This is a genomic window from Ruegeria sp. BB10 (assembly GCF_056535725.1).
The window spans coordinates 1,956,313-1,977,322 of sequence record NZ_JBQFIW010000001.1; the positions used below are offsets into that span (position 1 = coordinate 1,956,313).

26 protein-coding genes are annotated in these 21,010 nt (G+C 58.1%); 11 read left to right on the plus strand and 15 right to left on the minus strand.

Annotation, left to right across the window (positions count from 1 at the left end; genetic code table 11):
* The first annotated feature begins 52 nt into the window (after nt 1-52).
* The 3 genes from ACR3EP_RS09925 (at nt 53) to ACR3EP_RS09935 (ending at nt 2,892) form a co-directional block, all read left to right on the plus strand.
* Nucleotides 53-1,744, plus strand: a complete 1,692-nt coding sequence (locus ACR3EP_RS09925; protein WP_480637563.1) for an acyl-CoA dehydrogenase family protein — start codon at nt 53-55, stop codon at nt 1,742-1,744.
* Nucleotides 1,745-1,903: 159 nt separating this feature from the next.
* Nucleotides 1,904-2,458, plus strand: a complete 555-nt coding sequence (locus ACR3EP_RS09930) for a hypothetical protein (RefSeq protein WP_480637565.1) — start codon at nt 1,904-1,906, stop codon at nt 2,456-2,458.
* 41 nt (nt 2,459-2,499) lie between these two features.
* Nucleotides 2,500-2,892: an META domain-containing protein gene (locus tag ACR3EP_RS09935; protein WP_480637567.1), complete on the plus strand. Its 393-nt coding sequence runs from the start codon at nt 2,500-2,502 to the stop codon at nt 2,890-2,892.
* Here the strand turns inward: ACR3EP_RS09935 and recO are convergent.
* Nucleotides 2,876-3,601, minus strand: coding sequence for a DNA repair protein RecO (gene recO, locus ACR3EP_RS09940; RefSeq protein ID WP_170398698.1), 726 nt, complete (start codon nt 3,599-3,601; stop codon nt 2,876-2,878). The genes ACR3EP_RS09935 and recO overlap by 17 nt on opposite strands.
* Before the next feature lie 207 nt (nt 3,602-3,808).
* Here recO and ACR3EP_RS09945 point away from each other — a divergent pair, with 207 nt between their 5' ends.
* Entirely contained in the window at nt 3,809-4,249 is a 441-nt protein-coding gene (locus ACR3EP_RS09945; RefSeq protein WP_480637569.1) for a cupin domain-containing protein, read from the plus strand.
* Between the two features lie 190 nt (nt 4,250-4,439).
* Here ACR3EP_RS09945 and ACR3EP_RS09950 read toward each other — a convergent pair whose 3' ends face one another.
* The 3 genes from ACR3EP_RS09950 to era all read right to left on the minus strand — a co-directional run bounded on the left by ACR3EP_RS09950 (nt 4,440) and on the right by era (nt 6,686).
* Nucleotides 4,440-5,339 (minus strand): hypothetical protein, encoded by a 900-nt coding sequence (locus ACR3EP_RS09950; RefSeq protein WP_480637571.1) that lies wholly within the window; start codon nt 5,337-5,339, stop codon nt 4,440-4,442.
* A gap of 112 nt (nt 5,340-5,451) precedes the next feature.
* Nucleotides 5,452-5,781 carry a DUF1491 family protein gene (locus ACR3EP_RS09955; RefSeq protein WP_480637572.1) on the minus strand — a complete coding sequence of 110 codons (330 nt, stop codon included), beginning with the start codon at nt 5,779-5,781 and terminating at the stop codon, nt 5,452-5,454.
* Nucleotides 5,778-6,686 carry a GTPase Era gene (era, locus tag ACR3EP_RS09960; protein ID WP_170350374.1) on the minus strand — a complete coding sequence of 303 codons (909 nt, stop codon included), beginning with the start codon at nt 6,684-6,686 and terminating at the stop codon, nt 5,778-5,780. The genes ACR3EP_RS09955 and era overlap by 4 nt, the downstream gene beginning before the upstream one ends.
* A gap of 157 nt (nt 6,687-6,843) precedes the next feature.
* Here era and ACR3EP_RS09965 point away from each other — a divergent pair, with 157 nt between their 5' ends.
* Nucleotides 6,844-8,220: a multicopper oxidase family protein gene (locus ACR3EP_RS09965; RefSeq protein ID WP_480637573.1), complete on the plus strand. Its 1,377-nt coding sequence runs from the start codon at nt 6,844-6,846 to the stop codon at nt 8,218-8,220.
* Nucleotides 8,221-8,282: 62 nt separating this feature from the next.
* Here the strand turns inward: ACR3EP_RS09965 and rnc are convergent, their stop codons facing one another.
* The 9 genes from rnc to folK all read right to left on the minus strand — a co-directional run bounded on the left by rnc (nt 8,283) and on the right by folK (nt 15,935).
* Entirely contained in the window at nt 8,283-8,963 is a 681-nt protein-coding gene (gene rnc, locus ACR3EP_RS09970; RefSeq protein WP_170360034.1) for a ribonuclease III, read from the minus strand.
* On the minus strand, nt 8,960-9,796 hold the full coding sequence (gene lepB, locus ACR3EP_RS09975) for a signal peptidase I (RefSeq protein ID WP_170350371.1): 837 nt from the start codon (nt 9,794-9,796) through the stop codon (nt 8,960-8,962). The genes rnc and lepB overlap by 4 nt, the downstream gene beginning before the upstream one ends.
* A gap of 57 nt (nt 9,797-9,853) precedes the next feature.
* A complete protein-coding gene (gene acpS / locus ACR3EP_RS09980; RefSeq protein ID WP_170350370.1) occupies nt 9,854-10,273 on the minus strand; it encodes a holo-ACP synthase in 420 nt (139 codons plus the stop codon).
* A gap of 1 nt (nt 10,274) precedes the next feature.
* Complete coding sequence (locus ACR3EP_RS09985; RefSeq protein ID WP_480637576.1) at nt 10,275-11,252, minus strand: NADPH:quinone reductase; 978 nt, start codon at nt 11,250-11,252, stop codon at nt 10,275-10,277.
* A gap of 39 nt (nt 11,253-11,291) precedes the next feature.
* Nucleotides 11,292-12,038: a pyridoxine 5'-phosphate synthase gene (locus ACR3EP_RS09990; protein WP_170350368.1), complete on the minus strand. Its 747-nt coding sequence runs from the start codon at nt 12,036-12,038 to the stop codon at nt 11,292-11,294.
* On the minus strand, nt 12,031-12,729 hold the full coding sequence (locus ACR3EP_RS09995) for a DUF2062 domain-containing protein (RefSeq protein ID WP_170360028.1): 699 nt from the start codon (nt 12,727-12,729) through the stop codon (nt 12,031-12,033). The genes ACR3EP_RS09990 and ACR3EP_RS09995 overlap by 8 nt, the downstream gene beginning before the upstream one ends.
* 16 nt (nt 12,730-12,745) lie before the next feature.
* Entirely contained in the window at nt 12,746-14,878 is a 2,133-nt protein-coding gene (locus ACR3EP_RS10000; protein ID WP_170360026.1) for a RelA/SpoT family protein, read from the minus strand.
* A gap of 26 nt (nt 14,879-14,904) precedes the next feature.
* Nucleotides 14,905-15,258, minus strand: a complete 354-nt coding sequence (gene rpoZ, locus ACR3EP_RS10005; RefSeq protein WP_170350365.1) for a DNA-directed RNA polymerase subunit omega — start codon at nt 15,256-15,258, stop codon at nt 14,905-14,907.
* A 95-nt stretch (nt 15,259-15,353) separates the two neighbouring features.
* Nucleotides 15,354-15,935 carry a 2-amino-4-hydroxy-6-hydroxymethyldihydropteridine diphosphokinase gene (folK, locus tag ACR3EP_RS10010; RefSeq protein ID WP_480639012.1) on the minus strand — a complete coding sequence of 194 codons (582 nt, stop codon included), beginning with the start codon at nt 15,933-15,935 and terminating at the stop codon, nt 15,354-15,356.
* A gap of 128 nt (nt 15,936-16,063) precedes the next feature.
* Here folK and ACR3EP_RS10015 point away from each other — a divergent pair, with 128 nt between their 5' ends.
* From ACR3EP_RS10015 to ACR3EP_RS10040, 6 genes are all read left to right on the plus strand, one after another.
* Nucleotides 16,064-16,639 (plus strand): LabA-like NYN domain-containing protein, encoded by a 576-nt coding sequence (locus ACR3EP_RS10015; protein ID WP_058283597.1) that lies wholly within the window; start codon nt 16,064-16,066, stop codon nt 16,637-16,639.
* A gap of 192 nt (nt 16,640-16,831) precedes the next feature.
* Nucleotides 16,832-17,782 carry a 4-hydroxy-3-methylbut-2-enyl diphosphate reductase gene (gene ispH / locus ACR3EP_RS10020; protein WP_480637579.1) on the plus strand — a complete coding sequence of 317 codons (951 nt, stop codon included), beginning with the start codon at nt 16,832-16,834 and terminating at the stop codon, nt 17,780-17,782.
* The gene (locus ACR3EP_RS10025) at nt 17,779-18,231 is read left to right on the plus strand and encodes a DUF3429 domain-containing protein (protein WP_170350363.1); all 453 of its coding nucleotides are present in this window, start codon (nt 17,779-17,781) and stop codon (nt 18,229-18,231) included. The genes ispH and ACR3EP_RS10025 overlap by 4 nt, the downstream gene beginning before the upstream one ends.
* Nucleotides 18,228-18,812, plus strand: a complete 585-nt coding sequence (locus ACR3EP_RS10030) for a class I SAM-dependent DNA methyltransferase (RefSeq protein WP_480637581.1) — start codon at nt 18,228-18,230, stop codon at nt 18,810-18,812. Before ACR3EP_RS10025 ends, ACR3EP_RS10030 begins: the two co-directional genes overlap by 4 nt.
* Nucleotides 18,805-19,272: a ribonuclease HI gene (rnhA, locus tag ACR3EP_RS10035; RefSeq protein WP_170350361.1), complete on the plus strand. Its 468-nt coding sequence runs from the start codon at nt 18,805-18,807 to the stop codon at nt 19,270-19,272. The genes ACR3EP_RS10030 and rnhA overlap by 8 nt, the downstream gene beginning before the upstream one ends.
* Entirely contained in the window at nt 19,269-19,892 is a 624-nt protein-coding gene (locus ACR3EP_RS10040) for a trimeric intracellular cation channel family protein (RefSeq protein ID WP_480637583.1), read from the plus strand. Before rnhA ends, ACR3EP_RS10040 begins: the two co-directional genes overlap by 4 nt.
* Here the strand turns inward: ACR3EP_RS10040 and speB are convergent.
* Nucleotides 19,889-20,710: an agmatinase gene (gene speB, locus ACR3EP_RS10045; protein ID WP_480637585.1), complete on the minus strand. Its 822-nt coding sequence runs from the start codon at nt 20,708-20,710 to the stop codon at nt 19,889-19,891. The two genes, ACR3EP_RS10040 and speB, sit on opposite strands and share 4 nt — an antisense overlap.
* 63 nt (nt 20,711-20,773) lie before the next feature.
* The gene (locus ACR3EP_RS10050; RefSeq protein ID WP_480637586.1) at nt 20,774-21,010 is read right to left on the minus strand and encodes a GlsB/YeaQ/YmgE family stress response membrane protein; all 237 of its coding nucleotides are present in this window, start codon (nt 21,008-21,010) and stop codon (nt 20,774-20,776) included.

The following is a 21,010-nucleotide window of genomic DNA, read 5'->3' on the forward strand; positions in this document are numbered from 1 at the left end:
GCTGCACGTGCAGCATGGTATGACCAGACGACTCTAAAGAAGGACGTGATTCATGGCCCATGACGGACAGGATATGACCCATATGACGACATCCGCGATTTTGCCCGACCTTCTGACGCTGACCCGCGCGGCCCTGCCTGCCGTTGAAGCAGTTTTTGAACGCGCCCGCGAGTCGGTCCGCGGGATAGTCACCGCTGACGGCCGGGTCTCTGGCGCGTTGATTGAAGCCAATCAAACCGCCGCCCACGGCCTTTCGTGGCTGGCGACGTACAACCAATCACTACAACAGATGCAACGCTGGGCCGAAGCCCTGGATGCAGATGGCAAATTTGGCGAAATGGAACAGCTGTTGCATCAGATCGCCTTTGGTGAGTATCTGCATCAGGTCGCAGGTGGCATCCCGATGAACCAGGGAGAGGTCGTGCGTCTGCAAGATATGGGCCTTGGCTGGGACGCCCTGTCCGGTTTCCAATGCACCGAAGTCCAGACGCTGATGGCTCAGGCCAACACACAGGCCGCCCGCACACAACTGGTTGGCCTGATGGGTGATCAGGCCGGTTCCACCATGTTCGGCGCCTCGGGTCTGGATGAAGAACTGGAAATGATCCGCGACCAATTCCGCCGCTATGCACAGGAAAAGGTCGAACCGAACGCCCATGACTGGCACCTCAAGGACGAGCTGATCCCGATCGAAATCATCGAAGAACTGGCCGAAATGGGCGTCTTCGGCCTGACCATCCCCGAGGAATTCGGCGGCTTCGGCTTGTCCAAAGCTTCGATGTGCGTGGTGTCCGAGGAACTGTCGCGCGGTTACATCGGTGTGGGTTCACTGGGTACCCGGTCCGAGATCGCGGCCGAACTGATCATCGCGGGTGGCACCGACGAGCAAAAAGCCAACTGGCTGCCGAAACTGGCCAGCGCCGAAATTTTGCCAACAGCTGTATTCACGGAACCCAATACCGGTTCCGACCTGGGCAGCCTGCGTACACGCGCCGTCAAGGATGAGAACGGCGATTACCAGATCACCGGCAACAAGACCTGGATTACTCACGCGGCCCGAACCCATGTGATGACCCTGCTGGCGCGGACCAATCCGGACACTACCGATCACCGCGGCCTGTCCATGTTCCTGGCTGAAAAAACAACTGGCACGGACGAGAACCCCTTCCCCACCCCCGGCATGACCGGTGGCGAGATCGAAGTGCTGGGCTATCGCGGCATGAAGGAATATGAGCTGGGTTTTGACGGTTTCCATGTGAAAGGTGAAAACCTTCTGGGTGGCGAAGAGGGCAAAGGCTTCAAACAGTTGATGGAAACCTTCGAGTCGGCCCGTATCCAGACCGCAGCCCGCGCCATCGGCGTGGCACAAAGTGCGCTGGATATCGCCATGCAATACGCGCAGGACCGCAAGCAATTCGGCAAATCGCTGATCAACTTCCCCCGTGTCTCGGGCAAGCTGGCGATGATGGCGGTTGAGATCATGATCGCGCGGCAGCTGACCTATTTCTCGGCCTGGGAAAAGGATCACGGCCAGCGCTGCGATCTTGAGGCAGGTATGGCCAAACTGTTGGGCGCGCGTGTGGCCTGGGCGGCTGCGGACAACGGTCTGCAAATCCATGGCGGCAACGGCTTTGCGTTGGAATACAAGATCAGCCGTGTCCTGTGCGATGCGCGTATTCTGAATATTTTCGAAGGGGCTGCCGAAATCCAGGCTCAGGTTATCGCAAGACGACTGCTGAGCTGACCGTTTTCGGTATTCCCGTTTCCCCAACTGACCCGGCCCTGGCGCCGGGTCTTTTTCTGTTCGGGGCAGGTTGTGATCCGCTGATGGCGAACTTCCCCTTTGATCTCAGGTACGAACCTGGTTAGAGCATCCTGCGCTCAAGAAAGAATGGCACGAAGAATGACCAGACCACTTTTCGCACTGTGTGCGGTTCTAGCCGCAATCGCCCTTGGCGGATGCGCGACCAAGCAACCGACCGTCGGCCAAAGCGATATTGACGATCTGGCGATGGCCATCCTGGCCCTTGGCCCCGAGGTCGATCCGGCCGAGGCAAACAAAGCCGCCACGATTGCCTACTCTTATTCCCAGCAATTGAAGCAGGAATGGAACGTCACAGACTCAGCCATCATCCACAACGCCAAGGTCATCAACGGCTTTCGCGAGTTTGGGCTGTGCAATGATTGGGCTCAGGCCATGACCACACGCCTAAAGCAAGAGAATTTCCGCACGCTGGACCTGCACTGGGCGACTTCCCCGCCGACGGCGTTTCGGATCATCCACCACTCGGCCCTGATCAGTGCCAAGGGGGATTCGATGTATGACGGGATTATCCTTGACCCTTGGCGGGCCAGCGGTGCGCTGACATGGGAGCCGGTCCGGGAAGATACCAAGTATAACTGGCGCCCTCGTCTGGAGGTCCGGGAAGAACTGATTAGCGGCGAGATCCCCTACTGACGTCGGTTCCGTCCGCTCAAAGGTTGCGCTAAGACCATCCCATGACCCGCCTGATCCTGACCCTACCCCTGCTGGCCCTTTTCCAATGCGACAAAGACGAAACCGTCGCTGCCTACGGCGCGGCTGATCAAACATGGGCGTTGCAGGAAATCGACGGACAACCCTTTGAGACCAGCGCCCTGTTGCGCTTTCCCGAGGAAGGCAAGATAGCAGGAAATGCCCCTTGCAACAGCTACAGCGGTACTCTGAACGCGCCATATCCGTGGTTTGAGATCGCAGACCTTACTGCGACCCGCGCCGCCTGTGCCGGGCTTGAGGCTGAAGGGTTCTACTTCGCAGCCCTTATGGCCATGACCCAGTCCGAGGTCTCTGGTGATGTATTGATCCTGCGAAATGAAGACGGGCACGAGATGGTGTTTACAGCCGTCGAGTAAACTGATCCACAAATCGTGCCCGCGCCTCTGGCAACGGGTGGTGCCCCAGCGACGGGGCCACGCGGTGTTCCAGAAAATACCCGGTCGTTTGCAAACCCGCTGCGATCTCTGCGTCCGGCGCAGCGCCTTCTCCGCGCAGGCAAGGCGGCAGAGGTAACAGCTTATCCGCCCATTCCCCTGCCGCTTCGCCGCTGACCGCCCGGCCGGATTTGGGCGAGACATAAACAAGCCCCTCACGTGTGCCCGTCACGGCGCAAACGGACAAATCAAGCCCGAACCCAAGCTCTTCCAACATGGCCAGTTCCCACCGTAGATAAGCCAGCGGCCAAATTTCATCCTGGCCCAGCAAATCCATCAGCTGTTCCGTCTGATTGTAGACGGCAGGGTGCGGCTCTCGTTCCGGCAGACAAAAGGACAACAAGGAGACAACAGCGTTTAACCCGGCCAGCGCCAAGCGCCCCGAAAACGCCGCCGCCGCGCGGGATCGCAGGGGTTCAACCTGAAACGTTCCGATATGTTCCTCAAGTCGCGCGCGCCACAGAACGTCCAACTGCGCCCCCGGTTGCAGGATCGGCGCGGTCTTGCGGCTGGCGCCCCCGCGCACAACCCCAGCATGGCGACCGTGGCCTTCGGTAAAAACCTCGATGATCGCCGCCGTTTCGCCGTGGCGGCGCGAGGTCAGAAGGATGCCGTGATCACGCCAATCCAAAGTGGGCTCCTGATGGGTATAGAACTTCCCGGCCACAAGACCGCAACAACCGATCATGCGCAAGATATATGCCGGTTCCGCTGCAATTCTGTAAAAGTCCCCAGACCTTCCGACAAATGCTATGATCAACGGCACCGGCGCGCTGCTGGGGCAGGTTCATTGATTGATTTGAACGGGATACGCCCCGAGAACAGACAGGAGTACACCATGAGAACACCTTTTTTCACCTCACCTTCCGACTACCCTGAACCCCTGAACGTTCTTGGCGACAAAATCACTGTGCTAGCACGTCTTGAACAGATCGGGGATTATGCAGTCACGCTCAATTACGGTCACGAAGGCAATGGCCCACCGCCCCACACGCACCCTTGGGATGAGACCTTTTTTGTGGTGAAAGGCGAGGTCGAATTTGTCATGGACGAGGAAACCAGAAGCGCCCCCGCCGGTACGCTGGTTCATTTCCCGGCCGGGACAGTACACAGTTTCAAGTTTGGCCCCGGGGGCGCACATCTGCTTGAGATAAGCGGCAGGGGTTCGCGCGCCATCGAGATGTTCGCGGACCTTGATCGTGAAGCACCAGGCCCGGTTCAAGACGGTGCCAAAATTTCCGAGGTATTGCGCAAAACCGGGGTGGAACTGGCTGGATAAGAGTGGTTTCTTTGCGCGTCAATCGACAATTGTCTGTGCGGTATCAATACCTCCGATTTTGACGCAACAATTAGATTCAGAAGTATGCCGTGATCGCACTAGGCCAATCCCGGTCCCCCATGGCTCCAGGTTTTCAAAGGATAGTCGCAGGTCGGGTAGTCTAGAGGGAAAAACTGAACCAGAAGGGCAATTAGAACCTTACTCTGAACGCAAAGCCGACCAATGGTGCCGTTTCGTAATTCTGGCGACTGAGTTCCGAACCATTTGCATCGTCCAATGTCAAACGGCCATCCAACTCAGCCCCTGCAAAGACATTCAACGAAACGCCAGGATTGGGACTGTAACCTAACGCCAGCACAACAGGGATGCTTTTGTCTTCACCCACCCCATCCGGAGCCAAGCCATCTCCATCCAATCGAAACCGTATTCTCTCGGAGCGAGCCGAAAGCGACAGGTTCATTTCGTTATTTAGCGCGTAGCTGAGCGTGAGTCCTGGACCTTGGGTAGCACCAATCCCTGAGCCTGTGTTCAAGTTCCAGCGGTCGTTTATATCCCAATCCACCAACAAGGCTGGGAAGAAATCGATATCGTCATCCTCCAACTGCGAAAACACGCCAAATGCAGGGCCGATGGTAAGACGCTCACTTAGCTTCCATGCAATACCCGCAAAAGCTCCATAGGTACGTCCGTCCGAGGCAGTAGCGCCGCTTTGATAGTCCCATCTGATCTGTGGCGATATAAAGGCGGTGGCTGTATTTCCAACTCGAATCCGCACTGGCAAGGAAACGCGAATGTCTCGGATATCTTCCCAAGGCTGGTTATTTGCTTCGCTAAAGTTGTAATCGAACCTACCGAAGCTAGCCGACACCCCAACGGAGTTCCCTCCGTCCATGTTATAAAGCGCGGTGGTTCGCACAAAAGCACGGCTTGCCGAGAACTCTCCACCTCCACTCAAACTCGCATCGCCCTGAAAAGCAGCAAGCCCGTCAAGTTGATAGATCCAACCCAATCTGGGCTGCGCCGCTGCGGAAGTCGCTGTGCAAACCAAGAGCAAAAAGGGAAGACGGCAGGCTAACAAGAAGGTTTTCATAAATTCCAAACTCTTAAGAAGGGGGCACAATTCCAGATGGTATTTCAGTGTGCAGGTTGTAACGCTAAATAGAAATAGATTGTTAGACTTTGTCCGCCAGACCAAGCTGCAGTTAATCCAGCCCTTCTTCTCCAAGAAGATGCCGCCCCTGCCGGTCTTCTACCTCAATCACCCAAAGGTCTGGGTCAAAGCTGCGCTGGCGTTTAATGGCTTCATCCACATCCATTTCCGCACCGCTAGAGAGTTCAACCCATTTGCGCTCGCCGCTCATCAGATCAAAGCTGCGTTGGAAGGCCACGGCCCGCCCGTCCAGAGTGTTCAGCTTAACCAGCACAGCGCCGGCCGTGTCGTCCCCGTGGGCCACTACGTAGGCCGGAATGTCCTGAAACCGCAGCCGCGCCAGATAGGCGTGGACCCAGAAATCAGCCGTCAGGCGCGTCATGCGTTGCCGTCTTTGAAATCCAGCCCCATTTCCGAATAGCGCTCGGATTCTTCCAGCCAGTTCGGACGCACCTTGACCTGCAGGAACAGATGAACCTTGCGGTCGAGGAACTCTTCCAGCTCGGCCCGCGCCGCCTGGCTGACGGCCTTGATGGTCTCGCCGCGTTTGCCCAGAACGATACCTTTATGACCATCGCGCATGACATAGATGACCTGATCGATCTTGGCGGACCCGTCCTTGCGTTCCTCCCAGTTCTCGGTCTCGACGGTCAACTGGTAGGGCAGTTCCTGATGCAGGCGCAGGGTCAGTTTCTCGCGCGTCATCTCGGCGGCGATCATGCGCATCGGAAGATCGGCAATCTGATCTTCTGGATACAGCCACGGCCCTTCGGGCAGTTCTGCGGCCAGCCACTTACGCAGATCGTCCACACCATAGCCGCGCTCGGCCGAGATCATGAAAGTTTCGGCAAAAGGATAGCGCGCGTTCAGATCGCTGGTCAGCGCCAGCAGTTTCTCGGACGGGACCTTGTCAATCTTGTTGATCGCCAGCGCGATGGTACGGCCCTGCCCGATCTCTTCCAGACCTTCGAGGATGCGTTCGACCCCTTCGGTGATGCCGCGATGCGCCTCAACCATCAGCACCACCACATCAGCATCCGCAGCCCCGCCCCAGGCGGCCGCGACCATGGCGCGATCCAGACGACGGCGGGGTTTGAACAGGCCGGGCGTGTCAACGAATACCAGTTGCGCATCCCCTTCCATCGCCACACCACGAATGCGGGCGCGGGTGGTTTGCACCTTATGCGTCACGATCGAGACCTTGGCCCCGACCATGCGGTTCAGAAGGGTGGATTTGCCTGCGTTGGGCTCTCCGATCAGGGCGATAAATCCGGCGCGTGTGGTCATGTGTGTTGCGATCCTGTTTGCAAGTGCGCACCCCTATAGCAGAAAGCCCCCGCGGGCCAGAGGCATTTGTCGCATTGCGGCCATGCGGTCGGGATGGCATCACCGGATCACGCCACGCCAATAACAGCCAGGCAATCCTTCTTTTCATAAGGCTGAAATGAACCGTCGCGAGTTTCTTTTGGGTAGTGGCGCTGCCACAGGGGCGTTGGGTCTAGGTGGCTTTGGTTTAGCGGCAGGTGCGCAAGAGCTGGTCGTCCAACCCGCCAGCTTTGCCCTGCGCGATCAGGTCACCACCGGTATGGTCAGCCTGTCGCCCGACGCGCCGCCTCCGGTTTTACATGGCAAACAGGGTGAGGTGATGCGCCTGCCGGTGCGCAACACCCTGCCTGATTATACGGCGATGCATTGGCACGGGTTGCGTATTCCGAATGACATGGACGGGGTGCCTTATCTGACCCAAATGCCGATTGGACCGGGTGAGGTGTTTGACTATGAATTCACGCCTCCGGATGCGGGCACCTATTGGTATCACCCTCATTGCATGACGATGGAACAGATGGCCCATGGTCTGACCGGAGTGTTGGTGATCGCCGAGGCCGCAGATCCCGGTTTTGACAGCGAGCAGGTGATCAACCTGCGTGATTTCCGCCTGAATGATGACGGGTCGTTCCTGCCTGCCTACACCGCGCGCGGGGCCGCAAGGGCGGGAACCTTTGGTAATGTGCAAACGGCGAACTGGCTGGATGGACCGGTTTATGATCACGCCGCAGGCAGCCTTGTGCGTTTGCGCGTGGTAAACACGGACACAACCCGCATCTACAAGGTGCATCTGAACGGTGCCGAGGTCCGAATTATCGCATGGGACGGTCACCCGGTTGAAGTTGACCTTCCATTGCCCAGTGCCGATGACCCCTTGCTGATTGGACCCGGACAGCGTGTGGATTTTGCTTTGAAAATGCCACTAGGCGAGGGTCAGACTGTCGATCTGATGGCCAAGTTTCCTGGACAGCCGCATCGCTCCATGACCCGCTTGCGTGCAGTTGGTGCGCCCGTCTCGCGCGATCTGCGCGAGCTGCGCCCCCTACCCGTGAACCCCACAACAAAACCGGATCTGGCGAATGCCGAATTGCACGAATTTGTCTTTGGCTGGACACCCGAAGGAGGCGAGCCGACCAATGGGTTTTGTGGCTCTCTGGGATATAACTTCTGGTCGATCAACCGAACGCCTTGGCCGGGGGATGCGGCGAAAGGGGTTGGTCCGTTGGCCACGCTGCAAAGAGGTAAAAGTTATGTATTGCGATTGCGTAACGAGTCACCGAACCTGCATCCGATCCACCTGCATGGGTTGGCTTTTGTACCAATAAAATCAAACCTTCGCCCGTTACCACCATTGCTGACCGACACGATGTTGCTGTTGAAAGATGAGGTGGTCGAGATCGCGTTGGTCGCCGACAACCCGGGCGACTGGGCGTTTCATTGCCACGTGATCGAGCATCAAAAAAGCGGGCTAACCGGATATATTCGGGTGAATTGAGGTTCAGTTTGACCACACCAATACGGGCAAAAAGGGGCTTGCCCCCTGCCCAAGACCGCAATCTACTTAGGTAGGTTTTCCAACAGCGATTTGGCTGCGGCCTGTTCTGCCTGACGTTTTGAACCTGCGGTTGCCTGAGCCTCGGTGCCGTCTTGCAGTCGAGCGGCAATCGTGAAGACGGGGGCGTGATCCGGGCCGCTGCGCTTGATCTCGACATAAGACGGCGGCTTCTGGCCTCGCGCCTGCGCCCATTCCTGCAACGAGGTTTTGGCGTCCCGCGCATCAGCTTCGACCGTGTGGATACGATCCCCCCAAAGCGCCAGAATAACATCCCGCGCCGCTTCGAACCCGGCGTCGCGATAGATCCCGGCAATGACCGCCTCCATCGCGTCGCCCAGCAGGGCCTGTTTACGGCGGCCGCCAGACATCATTTCCGACCGGCCCAGTTTCAATACCGCGCCCAGGTCGATCTGACGGGCCACGTCGGCGCAGGCCTCTTTGCGGACCAGCGCATTGAAGCGGGGGGCAAGTTGGCCTTCGGATGCCTTCTTGTCGGCCTCAAGCAGAGCCGTCGCCATGACCAGGCCCAGAACGCGATCGCCCAGAAACTCCAGCCGTTGATTGTCGGGTCGGGTCGCCGAAGAGACCGATCCATGAGTCAACGCGCGCACCAGCAGTTCGGGGTCTGCGAACTCATACCCCAATCGCTGCTCAAACGCTTTTATCTCGGCGGAAAGCTTCAATTGATCGCCTTGAAGAAGCGGTCACCACGCCAGGTCCAGAAGAACAGCATCGACCGACCCGCGGACGAGAACATGATCCGATCAGCACGACCAATCAGGTTTTCATAAGGAACATACCCCACGCCCCCGGCGGATTGTGGCAAGCGGCTGTCGCTGGAATTGTCGCGGTTGTCACCCATGAAGAAATAGTGGCCTTCGGGCACAGTATAAATGCCGGTATTGTCCGAACCCTGATCGGTGATGTTCAGCACGTCGTAAGAGACCCCGTTGGGCAAGGTTTCGATCAGACGGCTCTTTTCGCAGACACCGCCAATGCCGACAGGCCCGTTCTCGCAGCGCGGGCGTAGGCCTTGCGGGCCTTGAGGTTCGGCGGTTTCGGTAAAGACGCCGTCGGGTTGTTGCGGCACTGGTGTACCGTTCAAGATGATCTGCCCCTCACGGACCTGAACGCGATCCCCCGGCAGGCCGATCAGCCGCTTGATATAGTCGCGCCCGGTGACGGGATGACGGAAAACGATGACGTCGCCGCGCTCGGGCTCACCACCCCAAATGCGCGTGTTGTCACCTTTCATCCAACCGCAAATATCTTCCGCATCGACGTTCAAGCCGACGCTGGGAATAATCAGGCTTGGGCAAGAAGCATAAGAATAGCCATAGGCCATTTTATTGACGAACAGGAAGTCCCCGATCAGCAACGTCTGTTTCATCGAGCCCGAAGGAATCCAGAACGGCTGAAAGAACAGGGTACGGAAAACGCCCGCGATCAATAGGGCATAGACGATGGTTTTGATCGTCTCCCACACGGGATTTCCGGTTTTGACGTCCTCGGCCATACTGCTCTCCGGTCCTTTGGTTGTTGGGGTGCTACATGCGGGGCCGACGGGGGCAAGTCAAGGCTGCGTGGCGTTATCTTGAAGTGGTCGGGCCTCGATCACCACGAAGGCCTGTGCCCAAGGGTGGTCGTCTGTCAGAGTGACATGGATGATGGCTTCATGGCCCTCGGGCGTCATCTCTTTCAGACGTTCGGCGGCCCAACCGGTGACATGCATGACGGGTTGGCCTGTACGCAGGTTAGTGACCGCCATATCCTTCCACGCGATACCCATGCGCAGGCCGGTGCCCAGCGCCTTGGAACATGCCTCTTTCGCGGCCCAGCGTTTGGCATAGGTCCCGGCCGTATCGGCGCGGCGCTCGGCCTTGGTCTGTTCAGTATCGGTGAAAACACGATTGCGGAACCGGTCGCCAAACCGGTCGAGCGTACCCTGAATGCGTTCGATATTTGCGAGGTCTGTGCCGATGCCAAGGATCACATCAGACCTCCAGAACCACGGTGCCCAGTTTGTCACCGGCTTCAACCATCTGGTGGGCTGCCGCTGCGTTGGCTAAATGCCCGCCTGGTACTACTGCATGGTTCAATGCCCCCTGCTTCAACCATTCACTCAGTCGAGCTTCGCCCCTGCGCCGTGCAACAGCATCCAGTTGATAAACAATCAACATATGCAAGCGGATGTTCTTGAACATGAAACCGTAGAAATCGAGCTCTGGTCGCATTTGCGACACGGAAGAATAACTTGCGATGGTACCACCCGGCCGGATTAGTGCCAGAGACGCATCCTGATTTGCCGCAAAGTCCACTTCGACAATACGATCAACGCCCGCGCCGTCTGTCATATCCAATACAGTCTCAGCCACGTTTTGGGTACGGTAATTCACAAATTCCTTTGCACCAGAGTGCGCTGCTTTTTCCTGCGAACTGACCGTGGTGATAACCCGAGCCCCGCCAAGAGCGGCCATTTGGCAGGCGTAACGCCCCACAGTACCCGCCCCGCCGGTCACCAGGATAGTTTTGTCAGCGATCGGCCCGTCAGCATACAAGGCGTACCATGCGGTCATTGCCGGAATCCCAAAACACGCACCTTCGGCGAAGCTGGTAGTGTCAGGAAGAGTAACGGCCTGTTCTGACGGTAAAGCGATATACTCAGCAGCGGTTCCGAACGCGCGTTGCCACTGGCCATTCCAGATCCAGACCCTTTCACCAACCCGGAACGGATCGACACCTGAGCCAACGGACACAATCACTCCGGCACCATCCGAATGTGGAATGACAAGCGGGTGCTGCATGACCGCCCCGGGCCGCGCACCACCACGCAACTTAACATCCGACGGATTGATTCCGGTGGCTTTGATCTGAACCACAACTTCACCCGGCCCAGCCACCGGATCGGGCATATCAATCAGTTCAAGCACGTCCTCTGCTGGACCAAAGTTACGATATGAAATTGCTTTCATTGCATTACCCCATCTTCCGACAATGGTGATATGAAGCGATCACCCCCGCGCTTCATCCATCAACCGGCGCATTTCGGCAATCGCAGGGGTCAGCCCGCGAAAGATCGATTCACCGATCAGAAAGTGACCGATGTTCAACTCGCGCACCTCGGGGAACGCAGCGATGGGTTGCACCGTGTCGTAGGTCAGGCCGTGGCCCGCGTGAACCTCCAGTCCCAGCGAGTGGGCATAGGCGGACATCTCGCGCAGTGATTCCATTTCGCGCGTGGCCTCGTCCATGCGGCCCTCGGCGTGGGCATCGCAATAGGCGCCGGTGTGCAGTTCGATCACTTCTGCGCCGATGCGGTGGGCAGCTTCGATCTGGCGCTGGTCGGCTGCAATAAAGATCGACACGCGACACCCCGCCTTGCGCAAAGGGGCGATGTAATGGGCCAGCTTGTTTTCCTCGCGCGCAACCTCAAGCCCGCCTTCGGTGGTCCGCTCTTCGCGTTTTTCGGGAACGATGCAAACCGCGTGCGGTTTGTGGCGCAGGGCGATCTGCTGCATTTCGGGCGTGGCGGCCATTTCAAAATTCAACGGCACCGACAGAACCTCCATCAACCCATCGATATCAGCGTCCGAGATATGGCGGCGATCTTCGCGTAGGTGAGCAGTGATGCCGTCGGCACCGGCCTCCTCAGCCAGCTTGGCCGCGCGCAAAGGGTCAGGATAAGCCCCGCCACGTGCATTACGCACGGTGGCCACGTGGTCGATATTCACGCCCAGACGCAGGTGTTTGTCAGACATCGCTTGATTCCTTTCCCGAATTCCGGCCCGAGCCTAGAGGGTTTGCCACCGGAACGGCAGCCTTGGTTTCGGCCAAACGTTTGATTTCATCGAATTTCGCCTTGATCCGGGCGCGGCGGCGCTGCTGATAGGTGCGTACCACCGGCAGGCTGAGATAATAGCAGATATACCCGGCAATCAGCCCAGGAAAGATGCCGCCGATCAGATAAGGAAAGAACACCTCATCATAAAACACACTTAGCCCGCGCCAATCGGCATCGCGGCCCGTGAACATCGCCATGAAGTTGTTCTTCAGGTCACTCAACGCCTTGAAGAAGCTATCCATCAGGCCGTGGGTTTCTTCCTCTTCAAAGTCGTCACCCAAAAGGAAATGGCCTGTTTGCAGGCAGACGACCCCGATGGGCACATAAGTCAGAGGGTTGCCAAAGAAGGTACCGCTGAGCGATGCCAGCAAATTGCCATTGAAAATCCGGCTAAGCAGGGCCGCGATAAAGAAGTGGAACCCATAAAACGGCGTGAACGCCGTGAACACGCCCACTCCGACACCACGCGCGATACGCTCAGGTGAATCGGGCAGCCGCCGGATGCGGTGTTTGACGTAATGAAAGGCACGGGTCCAGCCGCCGCGCGGATAGATGAATTCCGAAGCGATCTGAATGGGCGAGCGTCGGTCTCGGCGCTTGAAAACCACTCCTGATCACCCCTTCTCAGCCTGCCGCAACTGCGGTTTTTTCCCGATTCCGATGCCGCTCGACCGCGGCAACGTCGCTTTCAGCCTCAAGCATCAACATCAGCGAATGCAACTGTTCAAGGTCGCGCAGTTCGACAGAGATCAAAAGACGGTAAAAATCCGGTTTGCGGTCAACGAATTCCAGGTTCGAGATATTGGCCTTTTTCTCACCGATCAATGTACAGATACGCCCCAGCACACCCGCGTCATTGCCGATGGTCAGGTCCAGCGTCACCCCATAGACTGCCGGGTGTGTGCCAGAATGCCAGTGCAAGTCGACCCAGCGATCCGGTTCGCTTTCGTAGTCGGACAAGCGGTCGCAATCGATGGCATGAACCACCACGCCCTTGCCGCGAAAAGTGATGCCAACAATGCGTTCGCCCGGCAACGGCTGGCAACAGGGCGCGCGGTCGAATTTCTGACCCGGTTCCAGACCAATCACAGCACGACGAGGGGAAATGGCGTCGCCATCGTCTTGGGTCAGCTCCGGGTAAACGGCGCTGACCACATCATGTGCCGTAAGCTCGGCACTGCCGAGGCGGGCCAGCAGCTCGTGCCGGTCTTTCAGACGCAGGTGCTTGGCTGCGGTGTCCAGCGCCTTGTCGGTGGCCTTGCGCCCGACATGATCAAAACCTGAACGTGCGAGTTCTTTGCCCAGTTTGATGAACCGTTCACGATCCACCTCGCGCAAGGCGCGGCGGATGGCGGTGCGGGCCTTGCCGGTGACCGCTATCTCAAGCCATGTGACCTGTGGGGTCTGCCCATCCGCAGTGATGACGTCCACCGATTGCCCGTTCTTTATCCGGGTCCACAGCGGCACACGGATACCGTCCACCTTGGCCCCGACGCATGCATGGCCGATCCTTGTGTGGATGGCATAGGCAAAATCAATCGGCGTCGCGCCGCGCGGCAGTTTCACCACATCACCCTTGGGCGTGAAGCAGAACACCTGGTCCGAATACATCTCAAGCTTGACGGCTTCGAGGAAATCTTCGTGATCATCCTCGCTGTCGAACTGTTCGGTCAGATTGGCAATCCACTTGGCGGGATCGACTGCAAACGGGTTTTCCGAACGCACACCATCGCGATACGACCAGTGCGCCGCAACACCGGTTTCGGCCACGTCATGCATCTGACGGGTGCGAATCTGAACCTCGACCCGTTTGCCATCACGCCCTGACACCGTCGTGTGAATCGAGCGATATCCGTTCGATTTCGGCTGGCTGATGTAATCCTTGAACCTTCCCGGCACCGCGCGCCAGCGCTGGTGGATAGCGCCAAGGGTACGGTAACAGTCTTCTTCGGTCTGGGTGATGATGCGGAAGCCATAGATGTCGGACAGGCGTGAAAACCCCTGATCCTTTTCCTGCATCTTGCGCCAGATCGAATAAGGTTTTTTGGCACGGCCAAACACTTCTGCCTCGATCCCGGCCTTTTCAAGCTCGTGCCGCATATCGCCGGTGATGCGGTGGATCACATCGCCAGTTTCCCGTTGCAGAGTAATAAAGCGGCGGATGATAGATTGGCGGCCTTCGGGGTTCAGCACTCGGAAGGCGAGGTCTTCCAGTTCCTCGCGCATCCACTGCATACCCATCCGTCCCGCAAGTGGCGCGTAGATATCCATCGTCTCGCGCGCCTTGACCACCTGCTTTTCCGGACGCATCGCTTTGATGGTGCGCATGTTGTGCAAACGGTCGGCAAGCTTGACCAGAATAACCCGCAGGTCCTTGGACATAGCCATGAACAGCTTGCGGAAATTCTCGGCCTGTTTGGTCTCACGGCTGGACAGCTGCAGATTGGTCAGTTTAGTGACGCCATCAACCAGTTTGGCGACCTCATCCCCGAACAGCTCGGACACTTTGCCATAGCTGGCCTTGGTATCCTCGATCGTGTCGTGCAGCAGCGCTGTGATAATTGTCGCATCGTCCAGACGCTGTTCGGTCAGGATGGCGGCAACGGCAACGGGATGGGTGAAATAGGGTTCGCCGGAATGGCGGAACTGACCGTCATGCATCTGCATCCCGAACTCATAAGCCCGGGCGATGCGGTCGGCATTGGTTTTGGGATTATAGTTGCGGACCAGCGCAATCAGGTCTTCAGCAGAAATCATCCGGTCCGCACCTTCGTGTTTGGGGGTTACCCCTGGCCTTGAGCCTCCATCAGAGCGCGCAGCAGCTTCTCTTCCGACATATCATCCTCGACCGGTTTGTCCGATTCCGCACCCATCAGCAGAGCCATCTGATCTTCTTCTGGCTCATCCACCTCGATCTGGGTCTGGTTGGCTTCGATCAGACGCTCGCGCAGCTCGTCGGCACCTTGGGTTTCGTCCGCGATCTCGCGCAGCGACACAACAGGGTTCTTGTCGTTGTCACGGTCGACGGTGATCGATGCACCGGCGGAAATCTCGCGCGCACGATGGGCGGCAAGCATCACCAGTTCAAACCGGTTTGGAACCTTGTCTACGCAATCTTCAACCGTCACGCGGGCCATGGGGCGCTCTCCGTTACTGAATCCATGTCAGGAAGACGTTTATCTAAGGGCGAATCCCCGCCTTGACAAGCAGGAAATGGCGTCAATTGCACCATTCACAGAGGGGTTACAGCCTCGACATCCTCGGTAGGCAGACTTGCGACCATCTCGGTGACGGTCCGACCAAGCACCGGGTGCCGCCAATCAGGGGCTACATCCGCCATCGGAACCAACACGAATGCCCGGTCCTGCAGGCGCGGATGCGGCAAGATCAATTGCTCGGGCGCCTGCTGTTTCTGCGCCTCGGGCGGCAGGTTAAGCCAATGGTCGTATTCAGCACGATCCGGCAGTATAAGATCGTCATAACAGACCAGATCCAGATCCAATGTCCGCATGCCCCACCGTTGCACCCGCTCGCGGCCAAATTCGTGTTCGACCTCATGCAGTAGTTGCAGAACCTCGGCCGGGGTCTTTTCAGTCTCGATCAATGCAGCGGCATTGACGTAATCCGGCCCAGCTCCGGCAGGGAAACAAGGGGTCTCGAAAAAGCGGCTGACGGCGCGAATCACCACCCCCTGACGCAAAATCGCGTCAATAGCCCGTTCAAGTGTCACCTTGGGCCCAGATGATCTCAAATTGAGATTCGCACCCAGTGCAATCACTGATTCTGACAAAGATTTGCTCCTACTACTCGCTATATTCGGTGAATTGCATGGTTGCGATACATGATAAAAGCCCTAATTATAGGCATATCAGCGCGCCGCCTATTTTCTAGCTCACTCACCTAATCATCCGGCGTCCTGGTTAGTACCGGAAGGATCTATTTATGTTTTATAAAGACGAACGGCTAGCGCTGTTCATCGACGGCTCGAATCTTTATGCGGCCGCAAAAGCACTGGGGTTTGACATCGACTATAAATTGCTGCGCCAGGAGTTCATGCGCCGCGGCAAGATGCTTCGTGCTTTCTACTACACAGCGCTATTGGAAAATGACGAGTATTCGCCGATCCGTCCCTTGGTTGACTGGCTGCATTACAACGGCTTCACGATGGTGACCAAACCGGCAAAAGAATACACCGACAGCATGGGGCGTCGGAAAGTCAAAGGAAACATGGACATCGAATTGACCGTTGATGCCATGGAACTTGCACCGCGCGTTGATCATATCGTGCTGTTTTCGGGCGATGGGGATTTCCGCCCGCTGATTGCCAGCCTTCAGCGCCAAGGCGTGCGTGTTTCGGTTGTTTCGACCATCCGCAGCCAGCCGCCGATGATTTCGGACGAGCTGCGTCGCCAGGCCGACAATTTCATCGAACTGGAAGACTTGCGCGATGTGATCGGGCGGCCTCCGCGGGAAATGCCGATGGAGCCGCGTAGCGTTGCGGCTGCAGGCGGGCAATAAGCCCCGGCCACCTATCAAACCGGGGAAAGTAATCGGCGCGGTCAGTGTCTCAATCCTGACCGCGCCATTTTTAACAATGAACAGGTGCTGAAACATCTATTGGCTAGCACCGATTCATGTCAGGGAAATGACAAGCTCCTGTCTGGACCAAGGCCGGGAAAAGACTTACCTGTGGCCTAAGGAGACCGTGACATGACTAAGCCCCCCCTGACTCTTTACCTTGCTGCCCCGCGCGGATTCTGCGCCGGTGTCGACCGCGCCATCAAGATCGTCGAGATGGCGCTGCAGAAATGGGGCGCGCCGGTCTATGTGCGCCACGAGATCGTGCATAACAAATTCGTCGTCGACGGATTGCGCGCGCAGGGTGCCGTGTTCGTCGAAGAACTGGACGAATGCCCCGACGACCGTCCGGTGATCTTTTCAGCCCACGGTGTGCCAAAATCCGTCCCCGCGACCGCGGCACAGCGCGAGATGATCTATGTCGACGCAACCTGCCCGCTGGTGTCCAAGGTCCATGTCGAGGCCCAGCGCCACGCCGAGTCCGGGTTGCAAATGATCATGATCGGTCACAAAGGCCATCCCGAAACCGTCGGCACCATGGGTCAGCTGCCCGAGGGTGAGGTTCTGCTGGTAGAAACCGTCGAGGATGTGGCCACCGTACAAGTGCGCGATCCGGGTAAACTGGCTTTTGTCACCCAGACCACCCTGTCGGTGGATGACACCAAGGACATCATCGCCGCGCTAGAACAACGGTTCCCGGCCATCGTTGGACCGCACAAGGAAGACATCTGCTACGCCACCACCAACCGGCAAGAGGCCGTCAAGGCCGTAGCCCCGAAATCGGATGCCTTGCTGGTTGTCGGCGCGCCGAATTCCTCGAATTCGCGCCGCCTGGTTGAGGTCGCCTCGCGCGCAGGCTGCAATTACGCGCAGCTGGTGCAACGCGCGACCGAGATCGACTGGCGCGCGCTCGAAGGTATCTCGTCGGTTGCGATCACCGCCGGGGCGTCGGCTCCCGAAGTGCTGGTCGATGAAGTGATCGACGCCTTCCGCGCCCACTATGACGTGACCGTCGAGCTGGTCGAAACCGCCACGGAAAACGTCGAGTTCAAAGTGCCCCGCGTGCTCAGAGAACCTGCATGAGGGGCATACCAACGGCCCCGCTTTTTCTTGGACTGGCGGGGCTGATCCCGTTTATCTGGGGCGCGCTGACTTATCTGAACGATGATCTGCATAGTTGGGGTACGCAGATGTTTGGCTCGCGTTTCGTCGGGCCCTATGTACAGCTGTTCTATGGCTCGGTGATCCTGAGCTTTATGTCCGGCGTTTTGTGGGGATTCGCCACCAAAACCTCGGGCGGCAAGGCGGCGACATGTTATGCCCTGTCGGTTCTACCCGCGCTATGGGCGTTCTTTAAAACCGGGGGCGGTCCTGTCAGCACCGGCACCAATCTGATGTACGGTTTTGCCGGGTTGTTGGTATTGGATGCCATCTTTGCCTATTGGCGGTTGACCCCAACCTGGTGGCTGCGGTTGCGAGTCATGTTGACCGCCGTCGTGTTGGTTTGCCTCGCCGTAGGAGTATACCTGTGACCGACGATAAAACGATCAACGCCTATACGACACGGGTGGCGGAGTACCTGCAAATCCCCCTGCCCCCGGAACAGATCGAGGCCCGCCTGGCCTTTGCCGAGGCCGTTGGCAGTGGCCACATTCTGGATCTGGGTTCGGGCCCGGGATCAGACAGCGCCTTTTTCATGCGCGAGGGTCTGACCGTCCGCGCACTGGACGCAACCCCTGCCTTCGTCGAACACGCGCGGGAAAATGGTGTCGACGCGCATCTGGGCACGTTTGACGATGTGACCGAGGTGGACGCCTATGACGGCATCTATGCCAGCTTTTCCTTGCTGCACGCCCCCCGCGCAGATTTCTCGCGCCACCTGGCGGCCATTCACCGGGCACTGAAGTCCGAGGGCATCTTTTTTCTCGGCCTGAAGCTGGGCACGGGCGAACACCGCGACGATCTGGATCGCTACTACACCTATTTCTCTCAGACCGAGATCGAGGCTGCGCTGGAACAAACCGGGTTCACCATCGACCGGATCACCACCGGTATGGGAACGGGTCTGGCCGGGTCTTATGACGGGTTCATTCTGGTGCTGGCCCATGCCTGAACTGTTTGCCTATACCGACGGAGCCTGTTCCGGCAATCCCGGACCCGGCGGCTGGGGCGTGTTGCTGCGCGCAATGGATGGCGACAAAGTCCTGAAAGAGCGCGAGTTGAAGGGCGGAGAGGCCGAGACCACCAACAACCGCATGGAACTGCTAGCCGCGATCAATGCGCTAGAGGCGCTGGATCGCGCCTCGACAATCACCGTCATAACCGACAGTGCCTATGTAAAGAATGGTGTGACGGGGTGGATTTTCGGATGGAAGCGGAACGGCTGGAAGACCTCGAACAAAAAACCGGTCAAGAATGTCGATCTGTGGCAGCGGTTGGATGAGGCCCAGACCCGGCATGATGTGATCTGGGAATGGGTCAAGGGTCACGCGGGCCATCCCGAAAATGAAAAAGCCGATGAGCTAGCCCGCGCCGGCATGGCACCGTTCAAGCCCCAAAAGGCCAAATCGTGAACGGTCTGGCCCTGCTGGACTATGCCTCGGTTCTTGTCTTTGCCCTAACTGGTGCGCTGGTGGCCAGCCGAGCGCAGCTGGATTTGGTGGGCTTTGCCTTCATCGCCTGCCTGACGGCCGTAGGCGGTGGCACTGTGCGCGACGTTCTTTTGAACCGGCATCCGGTATTCTGGATTGGGCAACCCGACTATATCCTGATCGCCGTAGCCGCAGCGGTGCTGGTGTTTTTCACCGCTCACCTCGTTGAAAGCCGTTATAACTGGCTAGTCTGGCTGGACAGTTTTGCCCTGTCTATTGCGGTCGCGGCTGGAACAGGTGCGGCGCTGTCGTTGGGGCAGTCCGGCACCATTGTGGTTCTGATGGGTGTCTGCACCGGATGCTTGGGCGGGCTGATGCGCGATGTGGTTTGCAACGAGGTACCGTTGGTTTTGAAACAGGGCGAGCTTTACGTCTCATGCGCTTTCGCAGGTGCTGTGACCGCCGTGATCGCACACCGTCTTGGGGTCGACGAGCTTGTGACGCTAGCGACCTGCGCGCTGATCTGCTGGGCCTTGCGGGCGGGGTCATTGCTGTTCGGCTGGAGACTGCCCGCTTACAAAAGCCGCCCGCCCCGCCATTAACGCGACAACAACCGCGCGCCAATTTCCTTGACGAATTTTGCCGCCACCATTGCGGTCATTCCGTAGGGATCGCGATGGGGGTTCAACTCGACGATATCCGCACCAACAAGCTGACCTTCGAACCGGTGGATCAGATTGATCACCTCACGCGTACTCAACCCGCCGGGTTCATGATGCGACACACCGGGCGCAAAAGCCGGGTCCAGCGCGTCCAGATCTAACGACAAATAGACCGGGCCGTCAAAACGGATATCCAAATCAGGGCGCCAGTTGCGCATGTCGATGACCTCGACCCCGAACTTGTCGACCTGTTCCTGCTGGTGTTTGTTCATGGTGCGGATGCCCACCTGCACAAGACGATTGATCTGACAGGTTTCCATCACCCTCGCGAACGGGCAACCGTGGCCCAAAGGGCCGATCTGCTGGCTGTCATACAAGTCAGGATGCGAGTCGATATGCAGGATGTTCAGCCCCTCATACCGCTCAGAATGCGCCTTGATCAGCGGATAAGCGACCGAGTGGTCCCCGCCCAGTGACAACAGCCGCGCACCGGTTGCGATGCGGGCGGCAGCGCCCTTTTCGATCCGGTCGATGGGTTCCTGCCCGATCATCTCGAACACCTCCAGGTCGCCGGTATCCTTGAAGCGGTCCGTCGCGCCCAGATCGGTTCCATCCTCGGCTGTCAGATTGGCGGCCCCGGAATGCAGCGCTTCGCGGATACGACCCGGTGCAAAGGCAGGTCCTTGCAGAAAAGACGAATGCAAATCCAGCGGCACTCCCATCAGAGCGACGTCACCGGAATTCAGGTTATGTGGCATGAGGCACCTTTCAGGTTGGATATTCCGGCGATCTGGCTGGCATCCTGCCCAAACGTCAAGAGGTTAGCGGCGTAGATAGGTCTGCCAGATCCAGATCACCAACAATGCGCCCAGTACCGCGCCCACAAAGCCCGACAGCCAACCTGCCACTGTAATAATAAAGCGCAATAGGAAGCCACCCACCAGCGCACCCATGATTCCGATCAGCATGGTCGTTGGTATGTTTGCCTCAATCCGCATCAACCGGGTGGCCAGAAATCCGGCAGCGGCACCGATGACGATCAGGGCAAGGACGGGCAC